At 68.2% G+C, this 22,144-nt stretch carries 23 protein-coding genes; 8 read left to right on the top strand and 15 right to left on the bottom strand.

Translation table 11 applies throughout. The features are described 5' to 3' along the window. Nucleotides 1-31: 31 nt before the first annotated feature. A complete protein-coding gene (locus ACFYXF_RS23445; RefSeq protein WP_389351963.1) occupies nt 32-1,150 on the bottom strand; it encodes an LLM class flavin-dependent oxidoreductase in 1,119 nt (372 codons plus the stop codon). Between the two features lie 117 nt (nt 1,151-1,267). Then, nucleotides 1,268-2,044 carry an SDR family NAD(P)-dependent oxidoreductase gene (locus tag ACFYXF_RS23440; RefSeq protein WP_389351961.1) on the bottom strand — a complete coding sequence of 259 codons (777 nt, stop codon included), beginning with the start codon at nt 2,042-2,044 and terminating at the stop codon, nt 1,268-1,270. Between the two features lie 230 nt (nt 2,045-2,274). Between ACFYXF_RS23440 and ACFYXF_RS23435 the strand changes: the two genes are divergently transcribed. Beyond that, a complete protein-coding gene (locus ACFYXF_RS23435; protein ID WP_389351960.1) occupies nt 2,275-3,009 on the top strand; it encodes a hypothetical protein in 735 nt (244 codons plus the stop codon). Between the two features lie 89 nt (nt 3,010-3,098). Continuing rightward, nucleotides 3,099-3,890, top strand: coding sequence for a hypothetical protein (locus tag ACFYXF_RS23430; RefSeq protein WP_389351958.1), 792 nt, complete (start codon nt 3,099-3,101; stop codon nt 3,888-3,890). A 49-nt stretch (nt 3,891-3,939) separates the two neighbouring features. On the opposite strand, the gene ACFYXF_RS23425 is transcribed toward ACFYXF_RS23430, so the two are convergent. The 6 genes from ACFYXF_RS23425 to ACFYXF_RS23400 form a co-directional block, all read right to left on the bottom strand. Next, nucleotides 3,940-4,674, bottom strand: coding sequence for a response regulator transcription factor (locus tag ACFYXF_RS23425; RefSeq protein WP_389351956.1), 735 nt, complete (start codon nt 4,672-4,674; stop codon nt 3,940-3,942). 91 nt (nt 4,675-4,765) lie between these two features. Next, complete coding sequence (locus tag ACFYXF_RS23420; RefSeq protein ID WP_389351996.1) at nt 4,766-5,704, bottom strand: LLM class F420-dependent oxidoreductase; 939 nt, start codon at nt 5,702-5,704, stop codon at nt 4,766-4,768. Nucleotides 5,705-6,112: 408 nt separating this feature from the next. After that, a complete protein-coding gene (locus ACFYXF_RS23415) occupies nt 6,113-8,395 on the bottom strand; it encodes a hypothetical protein (protein ID WP_389351954.1) in 2,283 nt (760 codons plus the stop codon). Beyond that, complete coding sequence (locus ACFYXF_RS23410) at nt 8,396-9,238, bottom strand: hypothetical protein (protein ID WP_389351952.1); 843 nt, start codon at nt 9,236-9,238, stop codon at nt 8,396-8,398. A 2-nt stretch (nt 9,239-9,240) separates the two neighbouring features. Next, nucleotides 9,241-10,083: a vWA domain-containing protein gene (locus ACFYXF_RS23405; protein ID WP_389351951.1), complete on the bottom strand. Its 843-nt coding sequence runs from the start codon at nt 10,081-10,083 to the stop codon at nt 9,241-9,243. A 191-nt stretch (nt 10,084-10,274) separates the two neighbouring features. Beyond that, nucleotides 10,275-11,516, bottom strand: a complete 1,242-nt coding sequence (locus ACFYXF_RS23400) for an amidohydrolase family protein (protein ID WP_389351949.1) — start codon at nt 11,514-11,516, stop codon at nt 10,275-10,277. Between the two features lie 200 nt (nt 11,517-11,716). Here ACFYXF_RS23400 and ACFYXF_RS23395 point away from each other — a divergent pair, with 200 nt between their 5' ends. Continuing rightward, on the top strand, nt 11,717-14,728 hold the full coding sequence (locus ACFYXF_RS23395) for a BTAD domain-containing putative transcriptional regulator (RefSeq protein ID WP_389351947.1): 3,012 nt from the start codon (nt 11,717-11,719) through the stop codon (nt 14,726-14,728). 220 nt (nt 14,729-14,948) lie between these two features. Then, nucleotides 14,949-15,149: a hypothetical protein gene (locus tag ACFYXF_RS23390; protein WP_389351945.1), complete on the top strand. Its 201-nt coding sequence runs from the start codon at nt 14,949-14,951 to the stop codon at nt 15,147-15,149. A gap of 150 nt (nt 15,150-15,299) precedes the next feature. On the opposite strand, the gene ACFYXF_RS23385 is transcribed toward ACFYXF_RS23390, so the two are convergent. Both ACFYXF_RS23385 and ACFYXF_RS23380 read right to left on the bottom strand, forming a co-directional pair. Continuing rightward, nucleotides 15,300-15,797 (bottom strand): ATP-binding protein, encoded by a 498-nt coding sequence (locus ACFYXF_RS23385; RefSeq protein WP_389351943.1) that lies wholly within the window; start codon nt 15,795-15,797, stop codon nt 15,300-15,302. A gap of 5 nt (nt 15,798-15,802) precedes the next feature. Then, nucleotides 15,803-16,030, bottom strand: coding sequence for a hypothetical protein (locus ACFYXF_RS23380; protein WP_389351941.1), 228 nt, complete (start codon nt 16,028-16,030; stop codon nt 15,803-15,805). Between the two features lie 133 nt (nt 16,031-16,163). Between ACFYXF_RS23380 and ACFYXF_RS23375 the strand changes: the two genes are divergently transcribed. The 4 genes from ACFYXF_RS23375 to ACFYXF_RS23360 all read left to right on the top strand — a co-directional run bounded on the left by ACFYXF_RS23375 (nt 16,164) and on the right by ACFYXF_RS23360 (nt 19,098). Further along, nucleotides 16,164-17,015: a helix-turn-helix domain-containing protein gene (locus tag ACFYXF_RS23375; RefSeq protein WP_389351940.1), complete on the top strand. Its 852-nt coding sequence runs from the start codon at nt 16,164-16,166 to the stop codon at nt 17,013-17,015. Then, nucleotides 16,996-17,280, top strand: a complete 285-nt coding sequence (locus tag ACFYXF_RS23370; RefSeq protein ID WP_389351938.1) for a DUF397 domain-containing protein — start codon at nt 16,996-16,998, stop codon at nt 17,278-17,280. The genes ACFYXF_RS23375 and ACFYXF_RS23370 overlap by 20 nt, the downstream gene beginning before the upstream one ends. A gap of 105 nt (nt 17,281-17,385) precedes the next feature. Beyond that, nucleotides 17,386-17,745 (top strand): DUF6247 family protein, encoded by a 360-nt coding sequence (locus tag ACFYXF_RS23365; RefSeq protein ID WP_389351936.1) that lies wholly within the window; start codon nt 17,386-17,388, stop codon nt 17,743-17,745. Nucleotides 17,746-18,042: 297 nt separating this feature from the next. After that, nucleotides 18,043-19,098 (top strand): protein kinase family protein, encoded by a 1,056-nt coding sequence (locus ACFYXF_RS23360; protein ID WP_389351934.1) that lies wholly within the window; start codon nt 18,043-18,045, stop codon nt 19,096-19,098. A gap of 531 nt (nt 19,099-19,629) precedes the next feature. On the opposite strand, the gene ACFYXF_RS23355 is transcribed toward ACFYXF_RS23360, so the two are convergent. The 5 genes from ACFYXF_RS23355 to ACFYXF_RS23335 form a co-directional block, all read right to left on the bottom strand. Next, complete coding sequence (locus ACFYXF_RS23355; RefSeq protein ID WP_389351932.1) at nt 19,630-19,752, bottom strand: hypothetical protein; 123 nt, start codon at nt 19,750-19,752, stop codon at nt 19,630-19,632. After that, nucleotides 19,749-19,898, bottom strand: coding sequence for a hypothetical protein (locus ACFYXF_RS23350; RefSeq protein ID WP_389351931.1), 150 nt, complete (start codon nt 19,896-19,898; stop codon nt 19,749-19,751). The genes ACFYXF_RS23355 and ACFYXF_RS23350 overlap by 4 nt, the downstream gene beginning before the upstream one ends. Nucleotides 19,899-20,089: 191 nt before the next feature. Next, nucleotides 20,090-20,374, bottom strand: a complete 285-nt coding sequence (locus ACFYXF_RS23345; protein WP_389351929.1) for a type II toxin-antitoxin system Phd/YefM family antitoxin — start codon at nt 20,372-20,374, stop codon at nt 20,090-20,092. 329 nt (nt 20,375-20,703) lie between these two features. Beyond that, nucleotides 20,704-21,120, bottom strand: coding sequence for a hypothetical protein (locus ACFYXF_RS23340; protein WP_389351927.1), 417 nt, complete (start codon nt 21,118-21,120; stop codon nt 20,704-20,706). Between the two features lie 92 nt (nt 21,121-21,212). Further along, nucleotides 21,213-21,728, bottom strand: coding sequence for a hypothetical protein (locus ACFYXF_RS23335; protein ID WP_389351925.1), 516 nt, complete (start codon nt 21,726-21,728; stop codon nt 21,213-21,215). Nucleotides 21,729-22,144 lie beyond the last annotated feature (416 nt).

The following is a 22,144-nucleotide window of genomic DNA, read 5'->3' as shown; positions in this document are numbered from 1 at the left end:
CCCCCACCACGCCGCACCCGCCGACGAACCCTCAAGCCACCCCTCGGAACCGCGAAGTCCGATGCACAGGATCGGTATCAATCTTCGGAATCACGTGCTCCCCGACCAACCGAATCGTCTGCAACGTGTCCTCCTTCGAGATCCCGATAGGCATCCCGAAGCTCAACTGATCCGCCCCCGCCTGCTCCCACCGCTTGCACTGCGTCAACACCTCGTCCGGATCCCCACAGATCAACAACTCCTCGGCGATGAGCAGTTCGATGATCTCCTCGTTGAACTCCGGCAGCGTCTCCGGCCACACCGGGAACCCCTCGGGACGAGGAAACGTGTCGTGGTACCGGAACAGCAGCGACTGCAGATAGTGCAGCCCACCCCCAGCCGCGATCCGCACCGCCTCCGCATGCGTAGGCGCACACACCGCCGTGGACGTCACCATCACGTTGTCGTTGACGAAGTCCCCGACCGGCTCGGCGTCCACGATCGCCGTCTTGTACTGCTCCAGCACCCACTCCATGTCGGAGACCTTCTGCACGCTGAAGCCGAGCACGCCCAGCCCCTTCCGCGCGGCCATGCCGTACGAGGGCGGCGAACCGGCGGCGTACCACATCGCGGGGTGCGAGGGCCCGTACGGCTTGGGGAGGATCTTGCGCGGCGGCAGCGCCCAGTGTTTGCCCTGGAAGCCGACGTACTCGTCCTGCATCCACATCTTCGGGAACTCGGCGATCGTCTCCTCCCAGAGTTCCTTCGTGTGGTTCATGTCCGTGATGCCAGGCATGAAGCCGAGGATCTCGTGGGAGCCGGCGCCCCGGCCGGTGCCGAACTCGAAGCGGTTGCCGGTGAGATGGTCGAGCATGGCGACCTTCTCGGCCACCTTCACCGGGTGGTTGACCGGGGCGAGCGGGTTGAAGATGCCGGAGCCGAGGTGGATGCGCTCGGTGGCGTGGGCGAGGTAGCCGAGGTAGACGTCGCTGGCGGAGAGGTGCGAGTACTCTTCCAGGAAGTGGTGTTCGGTCACCCAGGCGTACTTGAAGCCGGACTTGTCGGCCTCGATGACGTACTCGGTCTCCTCCAGCAGCGCCTTGTGCTCCGCGAGCGGATCGGTCTCGGCCCGCTTGCCCACGTATCCCTGTACAAAGAGCCCGAATTCCAAGGAGGTTCACCGTCCCCAGTCACCCAAGTCAGCGTCTCTGACGTTTCTGACGTAGCGTCAGATTTGATGAGTCGACTGTTCCACCGGGCCCTGTGACCGTCAATAGCTGACGGTCAGTCAGACAACCGAGACACCCGCAAGCCACCCCCCGTCGATCACGAACGGCTGCCCGGTGATGTACGAGGAGTCCTCCGAGGTGAGGAACAGCGCGAGCCGCGCCACCTCCTCGGGCCGCCCGATCCGCCCCAGCGGCACGAGCTTGCGGTACAGCTTGTCCAGCCCCCGCGAGGCACCCTCCGCGTCCGCACCCGGGTCCAGGACCGCCGGGTTGGACATCGCGGTGTCGATCGCGCCCGGACACATGGCGTTGACCCGTATCTTCCGGCGCGCCAGCTCCAGCGCGGCGACCCGGGTGAGCCCGACGATCGCGTGCTTGCTCGCCGCGTACGCCCCGACCGCCGCCATCCCGGTCACCCCGGTGTACGAGGCGGTGTTGACGATCGTGCCGCCGCCCGCGTCGGCGATGTGCGGCGCGACCGTCTTCACGCCGAGGAAGCAGCCGACCTGGTTGACCTGCACGACCTGCATGAACTCGTCGAGGGGGGTGTCGAGAAGGGTGTTGAAGCGGAGGATGCCGGCGTTGTTGACCAGCCCGTCGATCCGGCCGTACGCCTTCTCGGCGGCGGCGACCGCGGCCTGCCAGCCCGCCTCCTCGCGCACGTCGAGATGGACGTACAGCGCACCCAACTCCTTGGCGAGCGCCTCCCCCTGGTCGTCGAGCACATCCGCCACGACCACCCGCGCGCCCTCCGCGACGAAGAGCCGCGCCTCCTGCTCCCCCTGACCGCGTGCCGCGCCGGTGACGAGAACGACCCGTCCGTCGAGCTTGCCCATGCGGAACCCCTTCGCAGCGTTCACATCGGTGGAGGTCAGCATCGTACCGCCGGATCTGACGATGCGTCAGGCCTGGTGAACCCATGCGCCATGTGTGCGAGAGCACACATCAAGTAACTGGGGAGTAGGGATATTTGACCCTGTCGCGGGCTCACAGGTCACGCCAATAATCCTCCACGAGCAGGTAAAGCGATCCTCAAGTACCCCGAGTAACCCCAGGACGGAGCGGCATGGCCAAGAGGCGACTGAAGAACAAGAAGGTACGGCTCGTGGCGATCGGGTCGGCACTCGCGACCGGTGGCGTGATCATCACCCTCCTTCCGTCGGCGAACGCGGCCGAGGAGAAGACGCCCGAGCAGATCATCAGGATGTGCGAACGGTCGTCGGTACTCAACGGAAAACAGCAGTCGGTGAGCGATTTCGGGGGCGCCTTCGCGGATGGTTTCGAAGCCGACAACTGCGACTACGTCGAGACGAACTTCGAGTCGTTCGACGGCCCCACGGAGAAGGCCTCGATCGACTTCCCCAACTGTGAACCGAACGCCACCGAACCGGCGAAGGTCTCCATCACGTGGAAATCCACCGTGGGCCAGGGCTCGGGCAAGTACACCGCGACCCAACAGGGCGCCGGCGGCGGGCTCTTCGGATTTCTGAGCGGGGCCTGGCTCAAGCACAAGGGAACGACCGACATGACCGTCAAGACGGTGACCGCCGGCGACACGGAGAACCGGGAGGTTCCGGTCGGCAAGGTCCTGCATCTGGAGTTCACGCCGAAAATGCAGCGCATGACCGGCGAATGGCGGGTGCGGATCGACGCCGACCCCGGCAGCTTCGCCGTGAACCCCTCCCCGGAGCAGAACTTCGTCGCGTCGGAACTCGTCGAAGGGCCCGCCGTGCTGCCGGGCGCCGCCGGGGCCGCGGGTATCGCGGACGGCACGGTCAAGCCGGTCCTGACCGACTGCTGACGACGCCTCCCATGTCCCGCGCTTCCCCCACACCTCCCCCCATCTGCACGGAAACCCTCAACTCCCCCTTCCCCTCAAGGAGACGCACGATGACACGCACCGGCCGCAAGGGACATCACCGGAGCAAGAAGAAGCGCATCGTCATGGCCATGGCCCCGGTGGTGGCCATCGCCGTGGCCGTTCCGCTGATGAACCAGGCGGGTGCCGCCACCCCCTCCGAGGTGACCAAGGACTGCGCGGAGAACTCCAACAAGCTGGACAACTGTGAGTTCGTCGACGTCCAGTTCAAGAACAACAGCCTGGGTCCGAACCAGCGTGTTTCCACCGTGACCGACAACTGCGGTTCCACGAGCGCCCTCTCGAAGGCCTTCAGTGTGTCCGCGTCGGTGACGAGGTCCATCACCCTGGAGGACGGGTTCACCGCTTCCGCCGATTCGAAGCTCGGTAACTCCTTCTTCGAGATCGGCGCCAAGTTCAACACGACGGAGATCAACCTCAAGCGGGACGACACCGGAACCGGATTCGACTTCTCCCGGACCGACACCGTGAAAGCCGACCACATCGGTTTCTTCATGTGGTCGGAGAAACGAACCGACGTGAGCGGATTCCTCCGGGCCACGTACAAGGAGGCGCAGGACGGCCAGAAGGTGTTCTTCTCGCCGAGCGAGGGCGGCGCGACCGTGCACGTCTTCTATCCGCAGCTCCTGAAGAACGGCACCCCGGACGGCCGACTCTGGCTGCGCAACGTGCAGTGCGGAACTCCCGAGGCCAACGGAATCCAGAACTCGGACAACAGCCTCAGGGTGGAACCCGGATTCGGCGAGGCCGGCGGCAACGTCACGGACGTGGAAATTCCGCTGTCGGAGATTCCGGCGCCGTAGCGGGATTCGAAAGGGGATCGGGCAGCGAACAGGGCGACACCGGTTGTTCTCATATGCGAACAGCCGGGGTCGCCCCCAGCCAGCGCAACACCGCGTCCGTACTCCCCCGGGCGTCCAGCTTGGCGTAGATGTTGCTGAGGTTGTTGCGGACGGTCTTCTCGCTCAGCCGCAGCCGCAGCCCGATCTCCTGGGCGCCCAGGCCGGTCGACAGCAGCTCCATGATCTGCCGCTCGCGCGGCGAGAGCAGGCTCCGCAGCCGTTCCATCGCATCCCCGGCGACGGCGGCGACGCCGGCCCCGGTCCCGGCCCCGGAGGCCTTCTGAACGCCCTCCCGCAGGGCCGCGCACGCGACCGGCGAGAGGTAGGTGTGCCCGACCGTGGCCGCCATGACCGCCGAGGCCAGCATGCAGGTGCAGTAGTCGCCCTCGACCAGATAGCCGGCCCCGCCCCGGAACACCTCGATCACGGTCTCGGTGTCCCGCCGGGGGCTGACGACGATCACCGGAACACTCACGGCCCCCATGGCGCCCAGCAGCACCGGAAACGCGCTCGCCGGCTCCTCGCAGCGCAGGACGACGACGTCCACGGCGCCCTCCTCCCGCAGCTCACGGTAGGGCGGCGCCACGTGCAACGCCCTACCCACATGTGGGTCTTCGGCGTCCGGCCAGCCCTGGTGCGGCCACTCGCCCTCGGCGCAGGCGAGGGCGACGCACAGCCTGGACGGTGACGATGATGACGAGGGGGCCGAGGGTGAGGGGTGGTCGACGAACCGGGAAGTGCGCACCGTGCATGTCCTTCCGCCGGAACCATGACGTACGTGCGTTCATACGTACGCGCCCCGACGTGGACATGTTCAAATGTTCAAAGAAAACCGGTCAGGCTGTCAGACAGGTGGTCGTCTTCCGGCCATCCTCCAGCAGCGGAGCGACTCGCGCCCCGAACTCGCCCATCTGGTCGGTGAGTTCGGCAAGGCTCCGACTCCGGAACCGCACCTGGATCTGATGGACGCCCATCGCTCCGTACGCCCGCAGCGACTCGGCGAGCACCTCCGGCGCCCCGCTGATCGTCCGCCGCCCGACGTCCCACCCGGGCTCCCCGACGTACAGCGGCTCGGTGATGGCCCCGATGCTGAACGGCCCCCGCAGCTCGGCCTGTTCTCGCATCCGCCGGATCCGGCCGATCTGCTCCCCCAGCCGGTCGCGCGGATCGCCCTGCGGCAGCCAGCCGTCGCCCTTGAGAGCGGCACGGCGTACGGCGGCGGGCGACGACCCACCGACCCACAGGGGCACGCGCTCCTGCGCCGGCCGCGGCCGCTGCCCCAGCCCCTCGAAGTCGAACAACTTCCCATGATGCTCAGGGAATTCCTCCGGCCCGAGCGCGGCCCGCAAGGCATCGATCGTCTCGTCGAGCACGGCCCCCCGCCTCGCGAAGTCGACCCCCAGCACCTCGAACTCCTCCTGTACGTGGCCCGCCCCGACCCCGAGGATCAGGCGCCCGCCGGAGAGGTGGTCGAGGGTGGCGTACTGCTTGGCGGTGAGGAGGGGGTGGCGCAGGCCCACGACGGCGACATGGCTGAGGAGTTGGACGCGTTCGGTGACGGCGGCGAGGTGGGCGAGGGTGGCGACCGGGTCGTACCAGACGGTGCTCATCGCGGGGGCGAGGCGGTGGGGGATGGCGACGTGGTCGCAGCTGGCGAGGTAGGCGAAGCCGGAGTTGTCGGCGGTGCGGGCGATGTCGAGCAGGTCGGCGGGGCCGGCCGAGGCCTCCCAGGGTTCGGTGTAGAGGGTGGACTGGGACTGGATGGGGAGTTGCATGCCGTAGATCACGGTCGGACTCCTTCACTAGAATCTGACGGATCGTCACATCACCCTGCTGCGACCATGGTTACCGCTCCCACACCACCAGACAAGAGTCTTCGCCCCCGCCGCCCCTACCCGTTCCCATCCTTCTGGGGGCTGCGCCCCAGACCCCCCTTTGTCCTCAAACGCCGGACGGGCTAAAAGATCAAGCCCCGGCCGGCTTTCGAAGACAACCACTCTCAGCCCACCCTTTTCCCCGCCCACCCACCCCCACCGCGCCTCAGCACCGGCCGTCACCCTCCAGCCCGTCCGGCGTTTGAGGACGAGCGCGTTCAGCGCGACAAGCGGGGGTCTGGGGGCGCAGCCCCCAGAAGGATGGGACGGGTAGGGGCGGCGGGGGCGAGACAACAAGCGTGAAACCCCTCACCGCCCCGTCACCAGGAACCGCACATACCTCCCCGCCCCCAACACCCCCCGCGCCTCCTTCCGAGCCACCGCCAACTCCCCTACTACCCGCGCCCGTTCCGCCTCCGCCCCCGCCAACTGCTTCTGGCGTTGCAGGAGTTCCGCACGCTTGCGCTGCGTATCCATGGCGCGCTGCTGGCGCTGGCCCGTGAGGCGGCCGCGTTCGTCCGTGATGCGTCGCTGCAACGCGGACTTCTTCTGTTGCGCCTCCGCCTCGGCCTGTTTGATCTCCGCCTTGTGGGTCCGCCGGAGTGTGGCGATGTCCGACTTGATCTGAGCCTTCGTCGATGCAGGCACCGTCGTCGGCGCGGTCGCCCTGGCCCGCCGTTCCAGACCCTGGCGCCAGTCGCTGAGGGCCGTGGCACGAGCCTCGCCGATGCCGGGCACCCGTACCCGCTGGCCGCCGGGACGCACCAGGAACACGACGGACGGGTTGTGCGAGAAGTCCACGCCGATGAAGTCGGCGGCGGACCGGATACCCGCGTCCTGGAGCGCCCGGACCATCTTGGCGCCCATGTTGCTCAGCGACAGCGCCTCCTGGATCGGCGTCCGGCGCAGCCTGTCCTGGATGTGCGCCCTGATCGCGGGCTCCAGCGCCTTGTCGAGCAGCCGCCGCTCCTTCGCCGCCAGCCCGGCCAACTGCTGCTGGGCCTGGTCCGTACGCCGGTTCAGGTCCATGGTGATACGGGACTGGCCGTCGCGCAGCTCGATCTGCAGGGCCTGGATGCGCTGGTCGGAGGCCGTGTTGTCCTTGGCGAGGGCCTCGTCGAGGGCGCGGATCTCCTTCTCCAGGCGCTCGTACGCGCTCGCCGGGTCCGCCAGCTCACGGGAGCGCCGTTTCAGCTCGCGTACGCGCCTGCGGGCCGCCCGGTATTCGGGGCGCCGGCGCCGCCCGAGCCCCAGCAGCGCGGCGGAGGTGAGCAGGGCCACGCCCTGTGCCGCGGGCAGGACGTCCACGGGCTGGGCCGCGGCGAGGACCAGCGCACCGGGGGTGGAGGTGCTGAGCAGCGCGCCGACGGCCGCGACCAGGTCACCGGCGCCGCGCCTGGCGAAGCCGACCCGTGCCCCGGCTCCTGCGGCGGGCTGCTGGGCCGGTGTCGAGGCGGCCACGCGTCCCACCATCCACGCCGGGACCCCGGAAGCGGGCGTCGGCGTCGCGGACGCGGGCGGCGTCCAGGACGTGACCGTGGGGCGGCTGCCGCTCAGGCCGGTCCCGTGACCGTTCGTACTCGCACCTGTCCCTGAACCCGACCCCGACCCCGTTCGTTGGCCCGGTATCCGTACCGCGTCCGGCGTCAGCGAGGGCAGGGCCGACGCCGACTTGCCCAGGAAGCTCTTGACCCGGCTCGCCATGTCCCGTACCCGCCGGTCCGGGTGGGTCAGCAGGACCGGCCAGGCCAACGACGTCGCCGGTTCCTTGAAGTCCGCCTCGGAGAGGATCAGGAACTCGCCGTGTCTGTCGTGGAGTTGGGTCCACAGGCCGGGGTCGGTGGCCACGGCGAGCAGGGCCAGTTCGATGGTCCAGGCGGAGAAGCGGTCCATGGCGGGGCCGAAGTCGGCGGCCGTACGGCTGGGTGACTGGTAGTTGCGGTGGCCGTTCTCGGTGGCCTGTTCGCCGCGCAGGGCGGGGACGTACATGCCGTCGTAGTCGACGAGGCGGAAGGTGCCGTCGGCGGCCACGAGGAGGTTGCCGTGCTGGAGGTCGCCGTGGGCGATGCCGTGTTTCTCCAGGTCGGCGGTCATGGCCAGGAAGTGGTCGGCGAGTGCGTGCAGGGCGGCCGGGTCGTTGAGGTTGCGTTCGATCCAGCTGATGAGTCCGGTGCCCTGTATCCAGGTCATCTTGACCGCCGGGTACCACTCCCGCCCGACCAAGACGCCCTGTTCGAGGAAGTCGAACCCGACCGGCCACGGCTGGGAGAGGCCGCCCAGGCTCAGTGCACCGAGCGCCGTACTGATGGCTGCGTAGCGCTTGCCGAGCGTCGGGCTGTCCCGGGTGAAGCACTTCAGCGCGTACCGCTGTCCGTTCCTCGCCGTGACGGAGAAGACGCTGGCGAAGTTCCCGGAGATCGCCTTCGGGCCCAGTACCGGGCTCTGCTGGACCGTGCCGTGCTTCAAGTCGGGGTCGCTGAAGCAGAGTTCGGGGTGCTGCAGGGCCTCCGCGTAGTTCGCTCCCGTCGGAAACCTCCGGGCCGAGCCGGTACCCGGTCCGAGTCCGGGGCCGCCGCCGGGGGGCACCGTCATCTACGCCTCCGCTCCCACCCTCGCGCGGACGAGCGTCACGTCGTCGTTGCGCATTCGGGCGCGCGCCCGCTGGTCGTCCACCCACTCGGCGAAGTCCTGCTGGTCGAAGTGCGCGAAGGCTGGCAGGGCGACAGTGGGCGCGCTCGCCAGCAGCCAGGCCGCCAACGCGTCGGTGGCGAGCAGGAGTTCGTCGCCGGGCAGCAGCTCGCCCCAGGCCACCCGCGTCCGTTCCGCGACCAGTTCCGCGTCGTGGTTGCGGCTGCCCAGCAACTGGGGAGTGATCCCGAACTCCTCGACCGTACTCAGCGGGAAGGACTCCAGAAGCCGTCCGTCCCGCAGCTGGAACAGACAGCTGTCGCCGAGTGCGAACGCGTACCAGAACCAGCGGGTCGTGCCGTCCTCCAGGACGGTGGCCCGGATCTCGGCGCCCAGCACCGTGGCGAACGCGCCCTTCTCCAGGCCTGGTTGCTCGTACCAGGCGATGGGTCTGCCCTGGGCGGCGCGCTCGGCCTGGTAGCGGGTGAGGAAGGCGTCCCAGTGCAGTGCGGAGCGGTCCATCAAGTCCCGTACGAACGTGGGCAGTTCCTGCCACCAGTCACCGGCGAGCCGCATCGACTCGACGGTGTCCTGGACCAGGAGCCCGGCCCAGTCGCGGGCCAGCAGGCTCTCCGAGGCGCCGTCGGACACCGAGGCGTACAGCGACGCGACGGCCCGTCCTGCGCCGTCGACGCCCGGCTCGCCGGACTGCCAGCAGTACGCGGCGTCCTCGTACTCCTGGGCACTGCTGCCCGACTTCTGCGTCCACCACCACTGCGCCCGAGGCAGCGCCGGGATGTCCCCCATGGTCAGCGCAGCTCCGTCGCACGGGTGCCGATGTCGAGGAACTCCACGATCGAGACGATGTCGGCGTTGTAGACGAAGCCCCGGGTGGTCTCACCGACGCGGTGGCCCTGCGAGGCTGCGTACGAACGCATGTGGCTGGGCAGGACGCTGGACATCTGGAACAGCAACTTCGCGTACGTGTCCGGCAGTTGCTCCTCGTTGTCCGGGAAGGTGATCGGGGCGCCGCCACTGCCCGACACATGCAGGTTGAAGAGGAGGACCGGCCCGTCGGCGGTGGCGTGCGAGGCGAGGCCGATGGCCGCGCTGGTCGGGTCGCCGTCGGTGGACTCGCCGTCGGTGAGGTTGAGGACGATGGGCGGGAAGCCGCTTGGGTGGGTGTCGACCCAGTGCGCGACGAGGGTGTCCGCGTAGCCGAGGGCGCGGGTCATGGGCGTACCGCCGTTGGTGACCGGGTCCATCCACACCGGGAACTGCACGGACGTCTCGACCAGCCCGCCGGCCCCGTCGGGCACCTTCTTGGTACGGCTCTCCACCCGCGCCGGGTTGTTGGCGACCTCGCTCAGCGGAACGAGGTCGCGGCCGGCGAGGGCGCCCTGGTAGGCGGAGCCGACGTGGTTGTGGCCGTAGCCGATGACGGCGACGTGGAAGTAGTCGCGTACGCCTTCCTCCTTGGCGCACTTGACCGACAGTTCCGTCAGCAGCCGGTTGATGGCGTTGGCGACCACCTCGGCCCGTGGCTGTGTCGTCTCACCGCTCTCCATGGGGTCGCTCATGGAGGCGGACTGGTCCACCAGGAAGATGAAACAGCCCGGGTTGGTCCGGCTGATCTCTGCGGTGTACGGCAACGGACGCCCCTGTTTTCCCTGCGCGGAATGCCTCTGCATGCCTCTGCGGACGGACAACACAACAGGGGGACGACCACGATCGGCGACGCGTCTTTACACAATGACCACTTGGCCCCCCAAGGGAGTTCACGGTACCGGATGACCAGCCGTCCCAGGTGGGAAGCTTGGGAAGATTGCGTGGACGTGGAAGGTTATGCGGGGTTCCACAGCCCGTCCGGCGTCAGCCCGAGCAGGTCGATCGCGTTGCCTCGTACGATCCGCTCGACGACCTCGGGGTCCAGGTGCCCCATCTGCCGCTCGCCGACCTCCCTGGAGCCGGGCCAGGTGGAGTCGGAGTGGGGGTAGTCGGTCTCGTACAGGACATTCCCGACGCCGATCGAGTCGAGGTTCTTCAGGCCGAAGGCGTCGTCGAAGAAGCAGCCGAAGACATGCTCGGCGAAGAGTTCGGACGGCGGCCGGTGGACCTTGTCGGCGACTCCGCCCCAGCCCCGGTTCTCCTCCCAGACCACGTCCGCGCGCTCCAGGATGTACGGGATCCAGCCGATCTGGCCCTCCGCGTACATGATCTTCAACTGGGGGAAGCGTTCGAACTTGCCACTCATCAGCCAGTCGACCATCGAGAAGCAGCAGTTGGCGAAGGTGATGGTGGAGCCGACGGCGGGCGGGGCGTCGGCGGACGTGGACGGCATCCGGCTCGACGAGCCGATGTGCATCGCGATGACCGTGCCGGTCTCGGCGCAGGCCGCGAGGAAGGGGTCCCATGCGTCGCCGTGGATCGAGGGCAGCCCGAGGTGCGGCGGGATCTCGGAGAAGGCGACCGCGCGGACACCCCGGGCCGCGTTGCGCCGGACCTCGGCAGCCGCCAACTCGGCGTCCCAGAGCGGGATGAGGGTGAGGGGGATCAGCCGACCCTGCGCCTGCGGGCCACACCACTCCTCCACCATCCAGTCGTTGTACGCCCGTACGCCGAGGAGCCCGAGCTCGTGGTCCTTGGCCTCGGTGAAGGTCTGGCCGCAGAAGCGCGGGAAGGTGGGGAAGCAGACGGCGGACTGGACGTGGTTGATGTCCATGTCGGCCAGTCGCTGCGGGACGTCGTACGAACCGGGGCGCATCTGCTCGTACGTGATGACTTCGAGCTTGATCTCGTCGCGGTCGTAGCCGACGGCGGTGTCGAGGCGGGTGAGGGGGCGGTGCAGGTTCTCGTAGATCCACCAGTCGCCGATCGGCCCGTCGTCGCCGGGCTGCCCCATCACGGGCTTGAACCGGCCGCCCAGGAAGGACATCTCCTTCAGGGGCGCGCGGACTATGCGCGGGCCGATGTCCAGGTACTTCTTCGGGAGCCGGTCCTGCCAGACGCCCGGGGGCTCCACCGTGTGGTCGTCCACCGAGATGATCTTCGGAAAGGTGCTCGTCGTCTCCGCAGTCGTCTTCATATCAGGCACGGTAGCGCCGATCTGACGAACCGTCAGCTGTGCAACCACCCGTCCCCTTCTGTAGAACGCTGTGCGAAGACAGTGTGAGAACTCTGTAGTACCTCGTGCGCCGAGCTGTGATCGCTGTCTCGACAGCTGACGCATACGCCAGGGACAAGGCAAACTGCTGTCCTGGTCATGAAGTTCGGCAGGGAGCGGCGATGGGTGACGTACCGGCTGTACCACGGGTGCCGGCACAGCGGGATCCCAGGGACACTCCGGTGGGACCCTCGGTGGATTCCCCAGCGGCGCTGCGCTTCAGCGTGCTCGGGCCGGTACGGGCCTGGCACGACGAGGAACAGCTGTCCACCGGATCCCCGCAGCAACGGGCGCTACTGGCCGCGCTGTTGCTGCGCGAGGGCCGCACGGCCACGGCGGCCGAGCTGATCGACGCCCTGTGGGGCGAGGAGTCACCGCCACAGGCGCTGGCGGCGGTGCGGACGTACGCCTCGCGGCTGCGGAAGGCCCTGGGCTCCGGCGTCCTGCTGAGCGAGTCCACCGGATACGCCATCCGTTCCCTGCCCGAGGGCGCGCTCGATCTGGCGGTGGCGCAGGACCTGGCCACGGAGGCGGAGAAGGCGCGGAACGCCGGGGACCTGTGCCATGCCCGGAACGTCCTGAACAAGGTCCTCGACCTGTGGGACGGGGAGCCGCTGGCGGGCGTACCGGGCCCGTACGCGGACGCACAGCGCGTCCGGTTGGAGGAGTGGCGGCTCCAACTCCTCGAATCCCGCCTGGACATGGACCTGGAGCAGGGCTGCCACGCCGAGTCCATCAGCGAGTTGACCGCCCTGACGGCGGCCCATCCCCTCCGCGAGCGGCTGCGCGAGCTGCTGATGCTGGCCCTGTACCGCAGCGGCCGGCAGGCCGAGGCACTGGCGGTGTACGCGGACACGCGCAGGCTCCTCGCCGACGAGCTGGGCGTCGATCCCCGCCCCGGCCTCAAGGAGTTGCAGCGCCGCATCCTGAAGGCGGACCCAGGCCTGGCCGAGCCCTCGGCCCCGCTCGCGCCCGAGCCCGCCCCGGCGCCCGTACGACCCGCCCAACTCCCGGCCACGGTCTCGGACTTCACGGGCCGCGCCGCGTTCGTCTCCGAGCTGAGCAAGGTCCTGTCGTCCGCGTCCTCCGCGTCGCCGACTCAGGGCCGGGTGATGGCGGTGTCGGCGCTGGCCGGTATCGGCGGCGTGGGCAAGACGACCCTGGCGGTGCATGTGGCCCACCAGGCCCGTTCCGCCTTCCCCGACGGGCAGTTGTACATCGACCTCCAGGGCGCCGGAACGCAGGCGGCGGAACCGGAGACAGTCCTGGGTGCCTTCCTGCGCGCCCTGGGCACGGCCGACTCTGCGATGCCGGACTCGCTGGAGGAGCGCGCGGCCCTGTACCGCTCGCTGCTGGACGGCCGCCGGGTCCTGGTCCTGCTGGACAACGCCCGCGACGCCGCCCAGGTACGTCCGCTGCTGCCGGGCACGGAGGGCTGCGCGGCCCTGGTCACCTCCCGGGTACGGATGGTGGACCTGGCCGGCGCCCACCTCGTCGACCTGGACGTCATGTCCCCCGAGGAAGCCCTCCAGTTGTTCACGCGGATCGTGGGCGAGGAACGGGTCGCGGCCGAGCGCAAGGCCGCCCTGGACGTGGTCGCGGCCTGCGGTTTCCTGCCGCTGGCGATCAGGATCGCGGCGTCCCGGCTGGCGGCGCGCCGGACCTGGACGGTGTCGGTCCTGGCGGAGAAGCTGGCGGACGAACGCCGCCGCCTGGACGAACTCCAGGCCGGCGACCTCGCCGTGAAGGCGACCTTCGAGCTGGGCTACGGCGCCCTGGACCGCCAACAGGCGCGCGCCTTCCGCCTGTTGGGCCTGGCCGACGGCCCCGACATCTCGCTCGCGGCGGCAGCGGCCGTACTGGGCCTGCCTGTTGACCGGGCCGAGGAGGTCCTGGAGTCCCTGGTGGACACCTCGCTGCTGGAGTCGGCGGCGCCGGGCCGCTACCGCTACCACGACCTCGTACGCCTCTACGCGCGCGCCTGTGCCGAGCGGGACGAACACCCGCCGGGTGAGCGGGATGTGGCGATGTCCAGGCTGCTGGACTTCTACTTGGCGACGGTCGCCGCGACCTACCGGATCCAGCGCCCCGAGGACAAGCTGGTCGACCACCTGGAGCACGCGGAGTACCCGGGCCTGACGTTCGCCGACCGGCACGCGGCGCAGGACTGGGTGCACGCGGAGGCGGTGTGCGTGCTGGCCTGTGTACGGCAGGCCGCGAGCCGGCCGCACGCGCTGCGCCGGGCGGCCGATGTCCTGTGGGCGGCGGTGGAGTTGGCCGAGTCGGGCACCAACTCCCGGGAGTACGAGGCGGTGGCGGCGATCGTGCGGGACGCGGCGCGGGCGGCGGGATCGTCACGCACGGAGGCGCGCGCCCTGACGACCCTGGCCTTCGTGCACCACGTCTCCGGGAGCGACTTCGACTCGGCCGTCCAGGAGTCGGAGCGGGCAACGGAGTTGGCGCTCGCGGCGGACGACCAGTACACCGCGTGCTGGTCGTCCAACATCAGCGGCATCGTCGCGCTCTACCAGAGCAGGCACGACGCGGGCGAGGCCCACTTCACCCGCGCCATCGAGAACTACCGCGCCTGCGCGGACCGTCCGGGCGAGGCGAGCGCCCTGTGCAATCTGTCCCGCATCCACCTCGCCACCGGCCGCACCGACAGCGCGGTCGCCCTGGCCGAGCGGGGCACGGCGATGTACGACGCGATGGGCCACACGGTCCGAGGGGCCAACGGCCGCTACGCGCTGGGCCTGGCGCTCACCCAGAGCGGCCAACTGGCGGAAGCGGCAGACCACTTGGACGAAGCCCTACGAGTCTTCCGGGACAGCCGACAGCGCCTGTGGGAGGGCATGACCCTGTTCCGCCTGGCCGAGGTGGATCTCGCGGCGGCCCGTTCGGCGCATGCGGCGACCAATGCCGAGCAGGCGCTGACGGTACTGCGCGGCATCGGCGGCGAGTGGCGCCGCGGGAACGTCCTCACGGTCCTGGGCCGTGCCCTGCACGGCATCGGCCAGCTGGACCGCGCCCAGGTCTGCTGGAAGGACGCGCTCGGCATCTTCGAGTCGCTGGGGGCGCCTGAGGGGGTCGCGGTACGGGAGCTGCTGGGGCAGCCGACGCGTACGAACCGCTGACGGTTGCCTGGGCATACCCGAAGGTGAGCGGCGTTCATCGTTCGTTTATCGCCGTCCGGCAGTCTCGTCCCTGTCGAGCCGTCGCGTCGGGGGGCAGGCGGAACGACAGGGGGCCGGACCTCTTAAGGTGAACCGGCCCTGGGCCCGTCCCACGATCCACGGGGGAATCGCGGGACGGGCCCTCACCGTCCACCGGTCACCATTCAGGGGAGACAGCAAGATGAGCGACGAGAACACGACGGACGACGTCCACGCGACGTCGGAGCCGGCGACCGTGACGACGCTGGGCGACGTCCACGCGACGAGCGAGCCGGTCAAGAAGACGAAGACCACGGCCACGATCCTGGGCGACGTCCACGCCACGACGGAACCGGCCACGGCCACGACGGACGACGTCCACGCGACGGACGAGACGGCCTGAGCCACGGGGCTCCAACGGGGCTCCCACGGGGGGAGTCCCACGGGGCTCCAACAGACGTACACCTGCACGGGGAACGACCGCGGCGGCGCGGAGGGGGAGCCGCCGCGGTCGTGGTGTTTGGGGGGGGCGGTGAGGCGGTGGGGCGGTCAACTATCCGGCTGTGGGAAGGCCCGGTGAGCAGCTCCCGGACCCGCGCTCGGCGAAGATACGGCCGATTCCACGCCGTTCCCTCTCTGCCGCGGCCGACTCCTCCTCAGTGACCGGACGGCCTTTCATGGCCTGCGGAACACCGGCGCCGGCCAGCTCACACCACACCGTCTTGCCCTCGGCGTCCACCTCCACGCCCCACCGCACGGCCAACGCCCCGAGCAGCGCCAGCCCGCGCCCCGACTCGTCGGCCCCGGTGGCGCTGAGCAGCACGGGCAGAGCACGCGGGTCGGGATCATCGACCTCGACCCGGACCCGAGCGCCGTCGACACGGGCCACTCGTACGGCAACGGGCACCCCCTCCCCGACATGCCGGATGACGTTGCCGACGAGTTCGGTGACGCACAACTGCACGTCCTCCCCGAACCACTCGCGCACCGCACTCCGTAGCTCCGGTACCGCCTTGGGGACCGCGAGCAGTTCGGCACCGAAGGAGGTCATGACGTTCACTGCCCGGCCGCGTTCCGCAGCACGGCGGCCAGCTTCCGCGCGGTGGCCGCGTTGCAGCCGCCGAGCGCGACCAGGCCCCTCGGCGTCCGGTAACTCCCCGCGAAACTCGGCAGATCGATCCGCAGGGACGGCAGGGTGATCCCGTGCTCACGGAGGGCGTCGCGGAGTTCCTCGACGCAAAGGGTGACGTCGAAGACGGTGGGTTCGGGCTGCGTGGGCTCCATGGGGCGGGACCTCCCTGCTCAGCACGCACTTATGCGCGCTCTGTGACGATTCCCTCACAGAGTGACGTGACGGTGCGTACCGTGGAAGGGCTTCGGATTGCGCAGCGCAACTGGAAAGAGGCGGTGGTGAGTTGTGCCCTCCCGTAAGGACCCCGACGCGTCGGCGAACGTCCCTTCCTTCTACGGCGCCGAGTTGCGCTTTCGAAGGGAACAGGCCGGCCTGACCCTGGAACAACTGGTCGAGGGAAGCTGGCGCGGCATCTCGTTCCTGAGCCAGGTCGAGCGCGGCGAACGCCGGATGACGGACGACCTGGCCAAGCACGTCGACCAGAAACTGGATACGGACGGCTTTTTCGTACGGCGTTGTGAAGACGCCCGCAGGGCGAAGCAGTCGGGGCACGCGGAGTACTTCGCGGACGTGGTCGAGATGGAGCAGCACGCGGAGTCGATCGAGGAGTGGGCGCCAATGCTCCTGCCCGGCCTTCTCCAGACCAAGGAGTACGCCAAGAAGGTCATCGAAACGGGGAGCCCTTGGCTACGCCCACGCACGGTCGAGAAACAGGTCAAGGCTCGGGTGGAGCGCGCCAAGCTCTGGGCATGCGAGGAGCCTCCCGCGTTCTGGGCGATCGTCCGCGAGGCGCTGATCCGCGAACCGCTGCTGCCACCCAAGGAGATGGCGGAGCAACTGGAGCACATCGCGCACATGATCCGCTCCACGCAGGGCGTTCTTCAGATCCTGCCGGAAACAGCTGTCGCCCACCCGCTCATGATGGGCATGATCAAAGTCATGACCTTCCCGGACGCACCCCCCGTCGTCTACACCGAGGGTCTCCACAGCGGCCAACTGATCGACTATCCACCCCTCGTGAGGGACTACCGCAGGTCGTACGATCTGCTCAGGGCCGCAGCACTTCCGCCGGAAGCGTCCCTGGCCATGATCGAACAAGCGGCAGAGGACTACCGAAATGGCAAGCATCCAGCCTGACTTGAGCACTGCGGTGTGGCGCAAGAGCAGCCACAGCAACTCCAGTGGCGGGGACTGCGTCGAACTCGCCGGAGCCTTCCCCGGCGCGGCCCTCTGGCGCAAGAGCAGCTACAGCAACGGCACCGGCGGAGACTGCGTCGAGGTGTCCTCCGCCCCCGGCGTCGTCCCCGTACGCGACTCCAAGACCGCCGCCCCGCACAACGGCCCCGTACTCCTCTTCCGGGCCGGGGCCTGGGCGGCCTTTCTCACCTCGGTGAAGAGCTGACCTGCCCGGCACCGGCGTTCACTCCAACCGACCACTCCGAACACCCTGCGTAGCCACTCGCCCCTGCCGTACCGTAGGCCCAGCACGGTCCACGGAAGGATCAGGATGACCGCACAGCACATCGAGCCCAGCGGGCCTCTCATCCCGCGGCCCGAGCGAACGCCCGCCGCTCTGCGCATCGCGCTGGCGCAGGTGGCTCCCCACCGGCTGGCCGAGATGGAGCGGCAGAAAGACGAGGCCATCACCCTGGCGGCGCGCACGGACAACCTCGGCCCCATCACGCAGTTCCTCGAAACGTGGGCCGTGGCGATCGAGATCGCAAGGATTCCGGCGGCCGCGGCACAGCTCCGTACCGCTGAGTACACGGCGCAGACCGTCGATCGCGACGAGCCCGCGTGGCGTGACGCCATGGACGAGATCCGGCACCTGCACTCCACCGCCCGGAAGTCGGTCACCGGTGGGTGATTGGTGCTGGGAGTATGACCCGGACGAAACGCACGTCATCGGCGGCCCCACACCCGCGCCTCCCGCTTTCGTCGCAGAAGTCGAAAAGCGGGCCGCCGAGATCGCACGAGCAGCCGAGGCACTCCACCTGGACGGCACCCGTTATCAAGGCGCGGGCGAGGGCGTGCAGACTGCCTATGTCTCAGGCGGGATGTTCCTCTACCTGACCATCGTTCGCCAGGAGTGCGTGTACGTCCTCCAGGTCACCCCGTGGCCGAACTAGAACCGGAACCCGGCCTGGCCAGCGGCCAAAGAGACATGTCGCGCACCACGCGTCTGACCGCCTACGGTGCCGTCTCCACCACCCTGGCCCTGCACAGCGACCGCTCCCTGTCCGAACTCGTCGACGCAGCCATGCCGACTCGCTCCGGCATCGGCGGAAAGTCGGCGCTGCTGGACGTCGACGGAACCCCGGTCTTCGTGAAGCGGGTGCCGCTCACCGACCTGGAAAGGGCATCGGAGAACGTACGGTCCACAGCGAACCTCTTCGACCTGCCGATGTTCTGCCAGTACGGCATCGGCGGGCCGGGCTTCGGGGCCTGGCGGGAACTCGCCGTGCACGCCATGACGACGAACTGGGTGCTCACGGGGGATCACGAGGGTTTCCCCCTGCTGTACCACTGGCGGGTGCTGCCCGACTCCACACCGCTCCCCGAGGAACTGGCCGACGTGGAACGGGCCGTCTCCTACTGGGGAGGCGGAGCACCGGTGCGGCGCCGGATCGAGGCTCTCCAGCAGTCCTCGGCGAGCGTGGCACTCTTCCTGGAGTACATCCCGCAGAACCTGCACCAATGGCTCCGCGAACAACTGGACGCCGGAGACCAGGCCGCAGACCGGGCCTGCGTCATGGTGGAGAGGAACCTGGCAGCGGGCACCTCGTTCATGAACAGCCGAGGGCTCCTGCACTTCGACGCCCACTTCGAGAACATCCTGACCGACGGCCGGCGCCTCTACTTCACGGACTACGGCCTCGCCCTCTCCTCCCGGTTCGAACTGTCCCAGGACGAGGCCGACTTCTTCGACCGCCATCAGACGTACGACCGCTGCTACACCGCTTCCTACCTGGTGCACTGGCTGCTCACCGCCCAGTACGGACACGACCGGGAAGACCGCTTCGCGCTGGTGCGCGCCTGCGCGGAAGGCAGACACCCCGCAGGTATCCCCGGAGCCGTCCCGAAGGAGGCGGCAGCGATCATCGCGCGACACGCGTCGCTCGCCCTGGTGATGTGGGACTTCATCGACGAACTCCGGCACCGAAGGAGGAGCGCCCCGTACCCACTGGAGAAAATCCGCCGGATCGACCTTCAGAAGTGAAGTGACGAACTCCGTTTTCAACTGAATTCAAACCCGGAAAAGGAAACTCCGATGTGGCCGTCCTCGGTGCGGATGGTGAGGTCGAGCAGGTCGTGGTCGTGGTTGATCCACACGTGCTGGACGGTGCGGGTGCCCTTGGTGCTTGCCGGTCTTCGGGGTGGCGGCTTCGACCTTGTCCCCGGTCTTGATCGCGCCGATCGGTTTGGTCCTGCCGTTGTCCATCAGGACAGGGGTGTCCGGGGAGAAACTGCAACGGCTGGGGGACTCGGTTCCGCCGTGGGCAGTGCCGGCTGACGGCTTGTCCGGCGCTGCCCCCGCCGCGTCCGCCTCCTCCGCCCGTGCCTAAGCGTTCGCCCGCTTGATGGCGGCGAGGTCCGCCGCGTCGGTCGCCGCTTCGTCAACGGCCTTGCTACCTGCGCCGGCCGCCGCGGCAGCATCCCCTTCAACGGCCCCCGTACTCCTCTTCCGGGCCGGGGGCCTGGGCGGCCTTCCTCGCCGAGGTGAAGTCGGGCTGATCCACGTATCCCCGTCTCAGAGGTCGTCCGGCAGCAGCCGGAACGCCGTCTCTCCGGTGAGCGGGGGTTTCATGCAGAAGTGACGGTCCGTAGTGAAGAGGTCGGCGGTCTGGAACGCGGCGGCCAGCACCACGTTCATGGCATCCGCGAGGCCCACACCCTTGCCGCCGCCGACGTCCTCATAGCCCGCATCACCGCCATCGCGTCACGCAGGTGCGGCGCGGAGTCCGGGATCCCGAATCGGCGGGCCTCCACCTGGCCCGCGATGAAGTCAAGAGCGTTCATGGATGCCCGGGGTCCCACTCGCTCCGTGAGCAGGTAGTCGAATTCGGTGAGGACCATGGGGGGGGACGACGAGGTGCCCCACTCTGGCCAGAGCCGCCCGGTGCGCGGCATGACGCGGGTCCTTCGGCGTGAACAGGCGGTACAGCGCGTTCGTGTCGGCGATGACGACCGGAATCTCGGGTCCGGATACTTCAGCCATCAACCGCACCCATCCCCCGCAGAGTCTCACCGAGCTCGTCGTCGCCCAGTACCGGTCCCCCCAGATCAGGGATGTCCAGCAAGCCCATGGGGTCGATCCTCAAGGCGTACACCGGCCGCCCGGTACGAATCCCGTCGCGCACACCGTGCGGAACGATGTCCCCTATCGGCACGCCGTCCTTGGTGATGGTGACGGTCTCGCCCGCCGCGACACGGGCCATGACCCGCGAGGTCTGCTGATTGAGTTCTCTGAGCGGCACCTCGCTGCGACCGTCCATGCCCACAAACGTACTACGCGTTCTACACCCCAGTTCCTCGGAAGGATCAGGATGACCGCACAGCACATCGAGCCCAGCGGGCCTCTTGTCCCGCGGCCCGAGCGAACGCCTGCCACCCTGCGAGTCGCACCGGCACAGGGTGGCTCCTCACCGGTCGGCCGGCATGGAGCGGCAGAAGGACGAGGCCATCACCCTGGCGGCACGCACGGGCAACCTCGGACTCTTCACCCAGTTCCTCGAAACGTGGGCGGTGTCGATCGAGATCGCGAGGATCCCGGCCGCCGTCGCACGGCTCCGTGCCGCCGAGTGGACAAACCCATTGAAGATCTCTAGAAGACGAAGACCGTCATCCAGACCGCCCACATTCCCGCCGAGAGGACGAGAACAGCGCCTGGGCTGAGCCAGCGGCCGATCCAGACGATGGTGTTCCGTCCAGCCGACCCGGCTCCGAGAGCACGCCGGGTCAGCACATGGCTGATCTGCCGTGATACGCACAGCGCACTTGGCAGGACAGGCACCAGGGACACCGCGACCCGCACGTACCACTCCGCGTCCGAACGGCTCGGGCCCAGCAGGATACTTCCGACCGCCAACAGGGCTGTGATCATGAACCACAGCCATGATCGAAAGCCCAAGACGTACAAGGCCGGGAACCACACGTTGTTTGCGTACTTCTTGCTGATCTTTCCGGGACGGAACCTCAGGAGATCCGCGACTGCCTGGTCGGCATCAGCGGCTGCGCTCACGGACTCCTTCCGCTCCCCCCTGGCGAAGGCGAGGAACACCAGCCGTGTCAGGCCGGTCTCGCAAGAACGCAGGATCCGGCCCCAGCGCCCGGTCACCATTTTGCGATTTGCGTGATGACGCCGACGATCTGCCGTCTGCGCTGCCCCGGAAATAGTGGTTGTACCGTGCCGAGTCGGACGAAGAGCTGTTCAGCAGCGACTGAGCTACCCAGCAGGGGCAACATTCCCAGGGAGCTGAGCTCTTCGAAGAGAATTTTCACGTTCTTCCGGTTCCATTTGCTAACCGAGCCCGAGGGAGGTACGTCAAAGGACCAGGAGATCATTTTCCCTGACTTGAGCGAAATGGACAGCACAGAGTGCTTGGCCGCCACAGAGTCCCCCGACGCAACCCCCAGATTCAACAGACTTGCAACAAATACCAAGACCCTCGCACCCCGCATCGCAGAAAATCCTGCATCGATACGATGAATGCCGCTCCAGGCAATAGACAGGGAGCCTCCTTTATCCACCCCAACACTGGTAAACCTGATGGTGAAATCATCCTCACCGGCCCCAATGCGCGCCACATCATCGGCCAGACATAGAGGGCCGTACACCGCTCGCCGCATTTTTCGTCCGATCGATATTATCGCCGCATTCAGATCCGCGCCAGGATCTGATTAGTCAGTCAGGTTCAAGCGCCTGCGCCGCCGACGTTCGGAGAAGGCGGTGAGAGTGAAGAGGACGACAACAGGAGGAGTGCCGAAGACGGCTCCGAGCCACTCTCCCGAACCAATGGCGAAAATCAAATAAAAGCCGATTCCTCCGAGAACCCCAGCCATAAACGGATGGGCAGCTGACCATCTGGTGATTTGCCGTCGGATCGATTCCGGGATCACCCCCTTCACACCTCCCTCTTACCGCTCTCCCCATGGAGGCATGGACGCGGATCGCCATGCCCTTGGGCCCACTGAGCAAGAAGGTTGAGCAGAGCCTGCACTCTTTCCCTCCCGCGTCGACTTTTATGCCATTGGCTGTCATCTCT

The organism is Streptomyces sp. NPDC002680 (assembly GCF_042889145.1).
In the GTDB taxonomy this organism is placed as follows: Bacteria; Actinomycetota; Actinomycetes; order Streptomycetales; family Streptomycetaceae; genus Streptomyces; species Streptomyces adonidis.
Note: the sequence above shows the minus strand (reverse complement) of the source record. Positions and strands in the feature narration are given on the sequence as shown.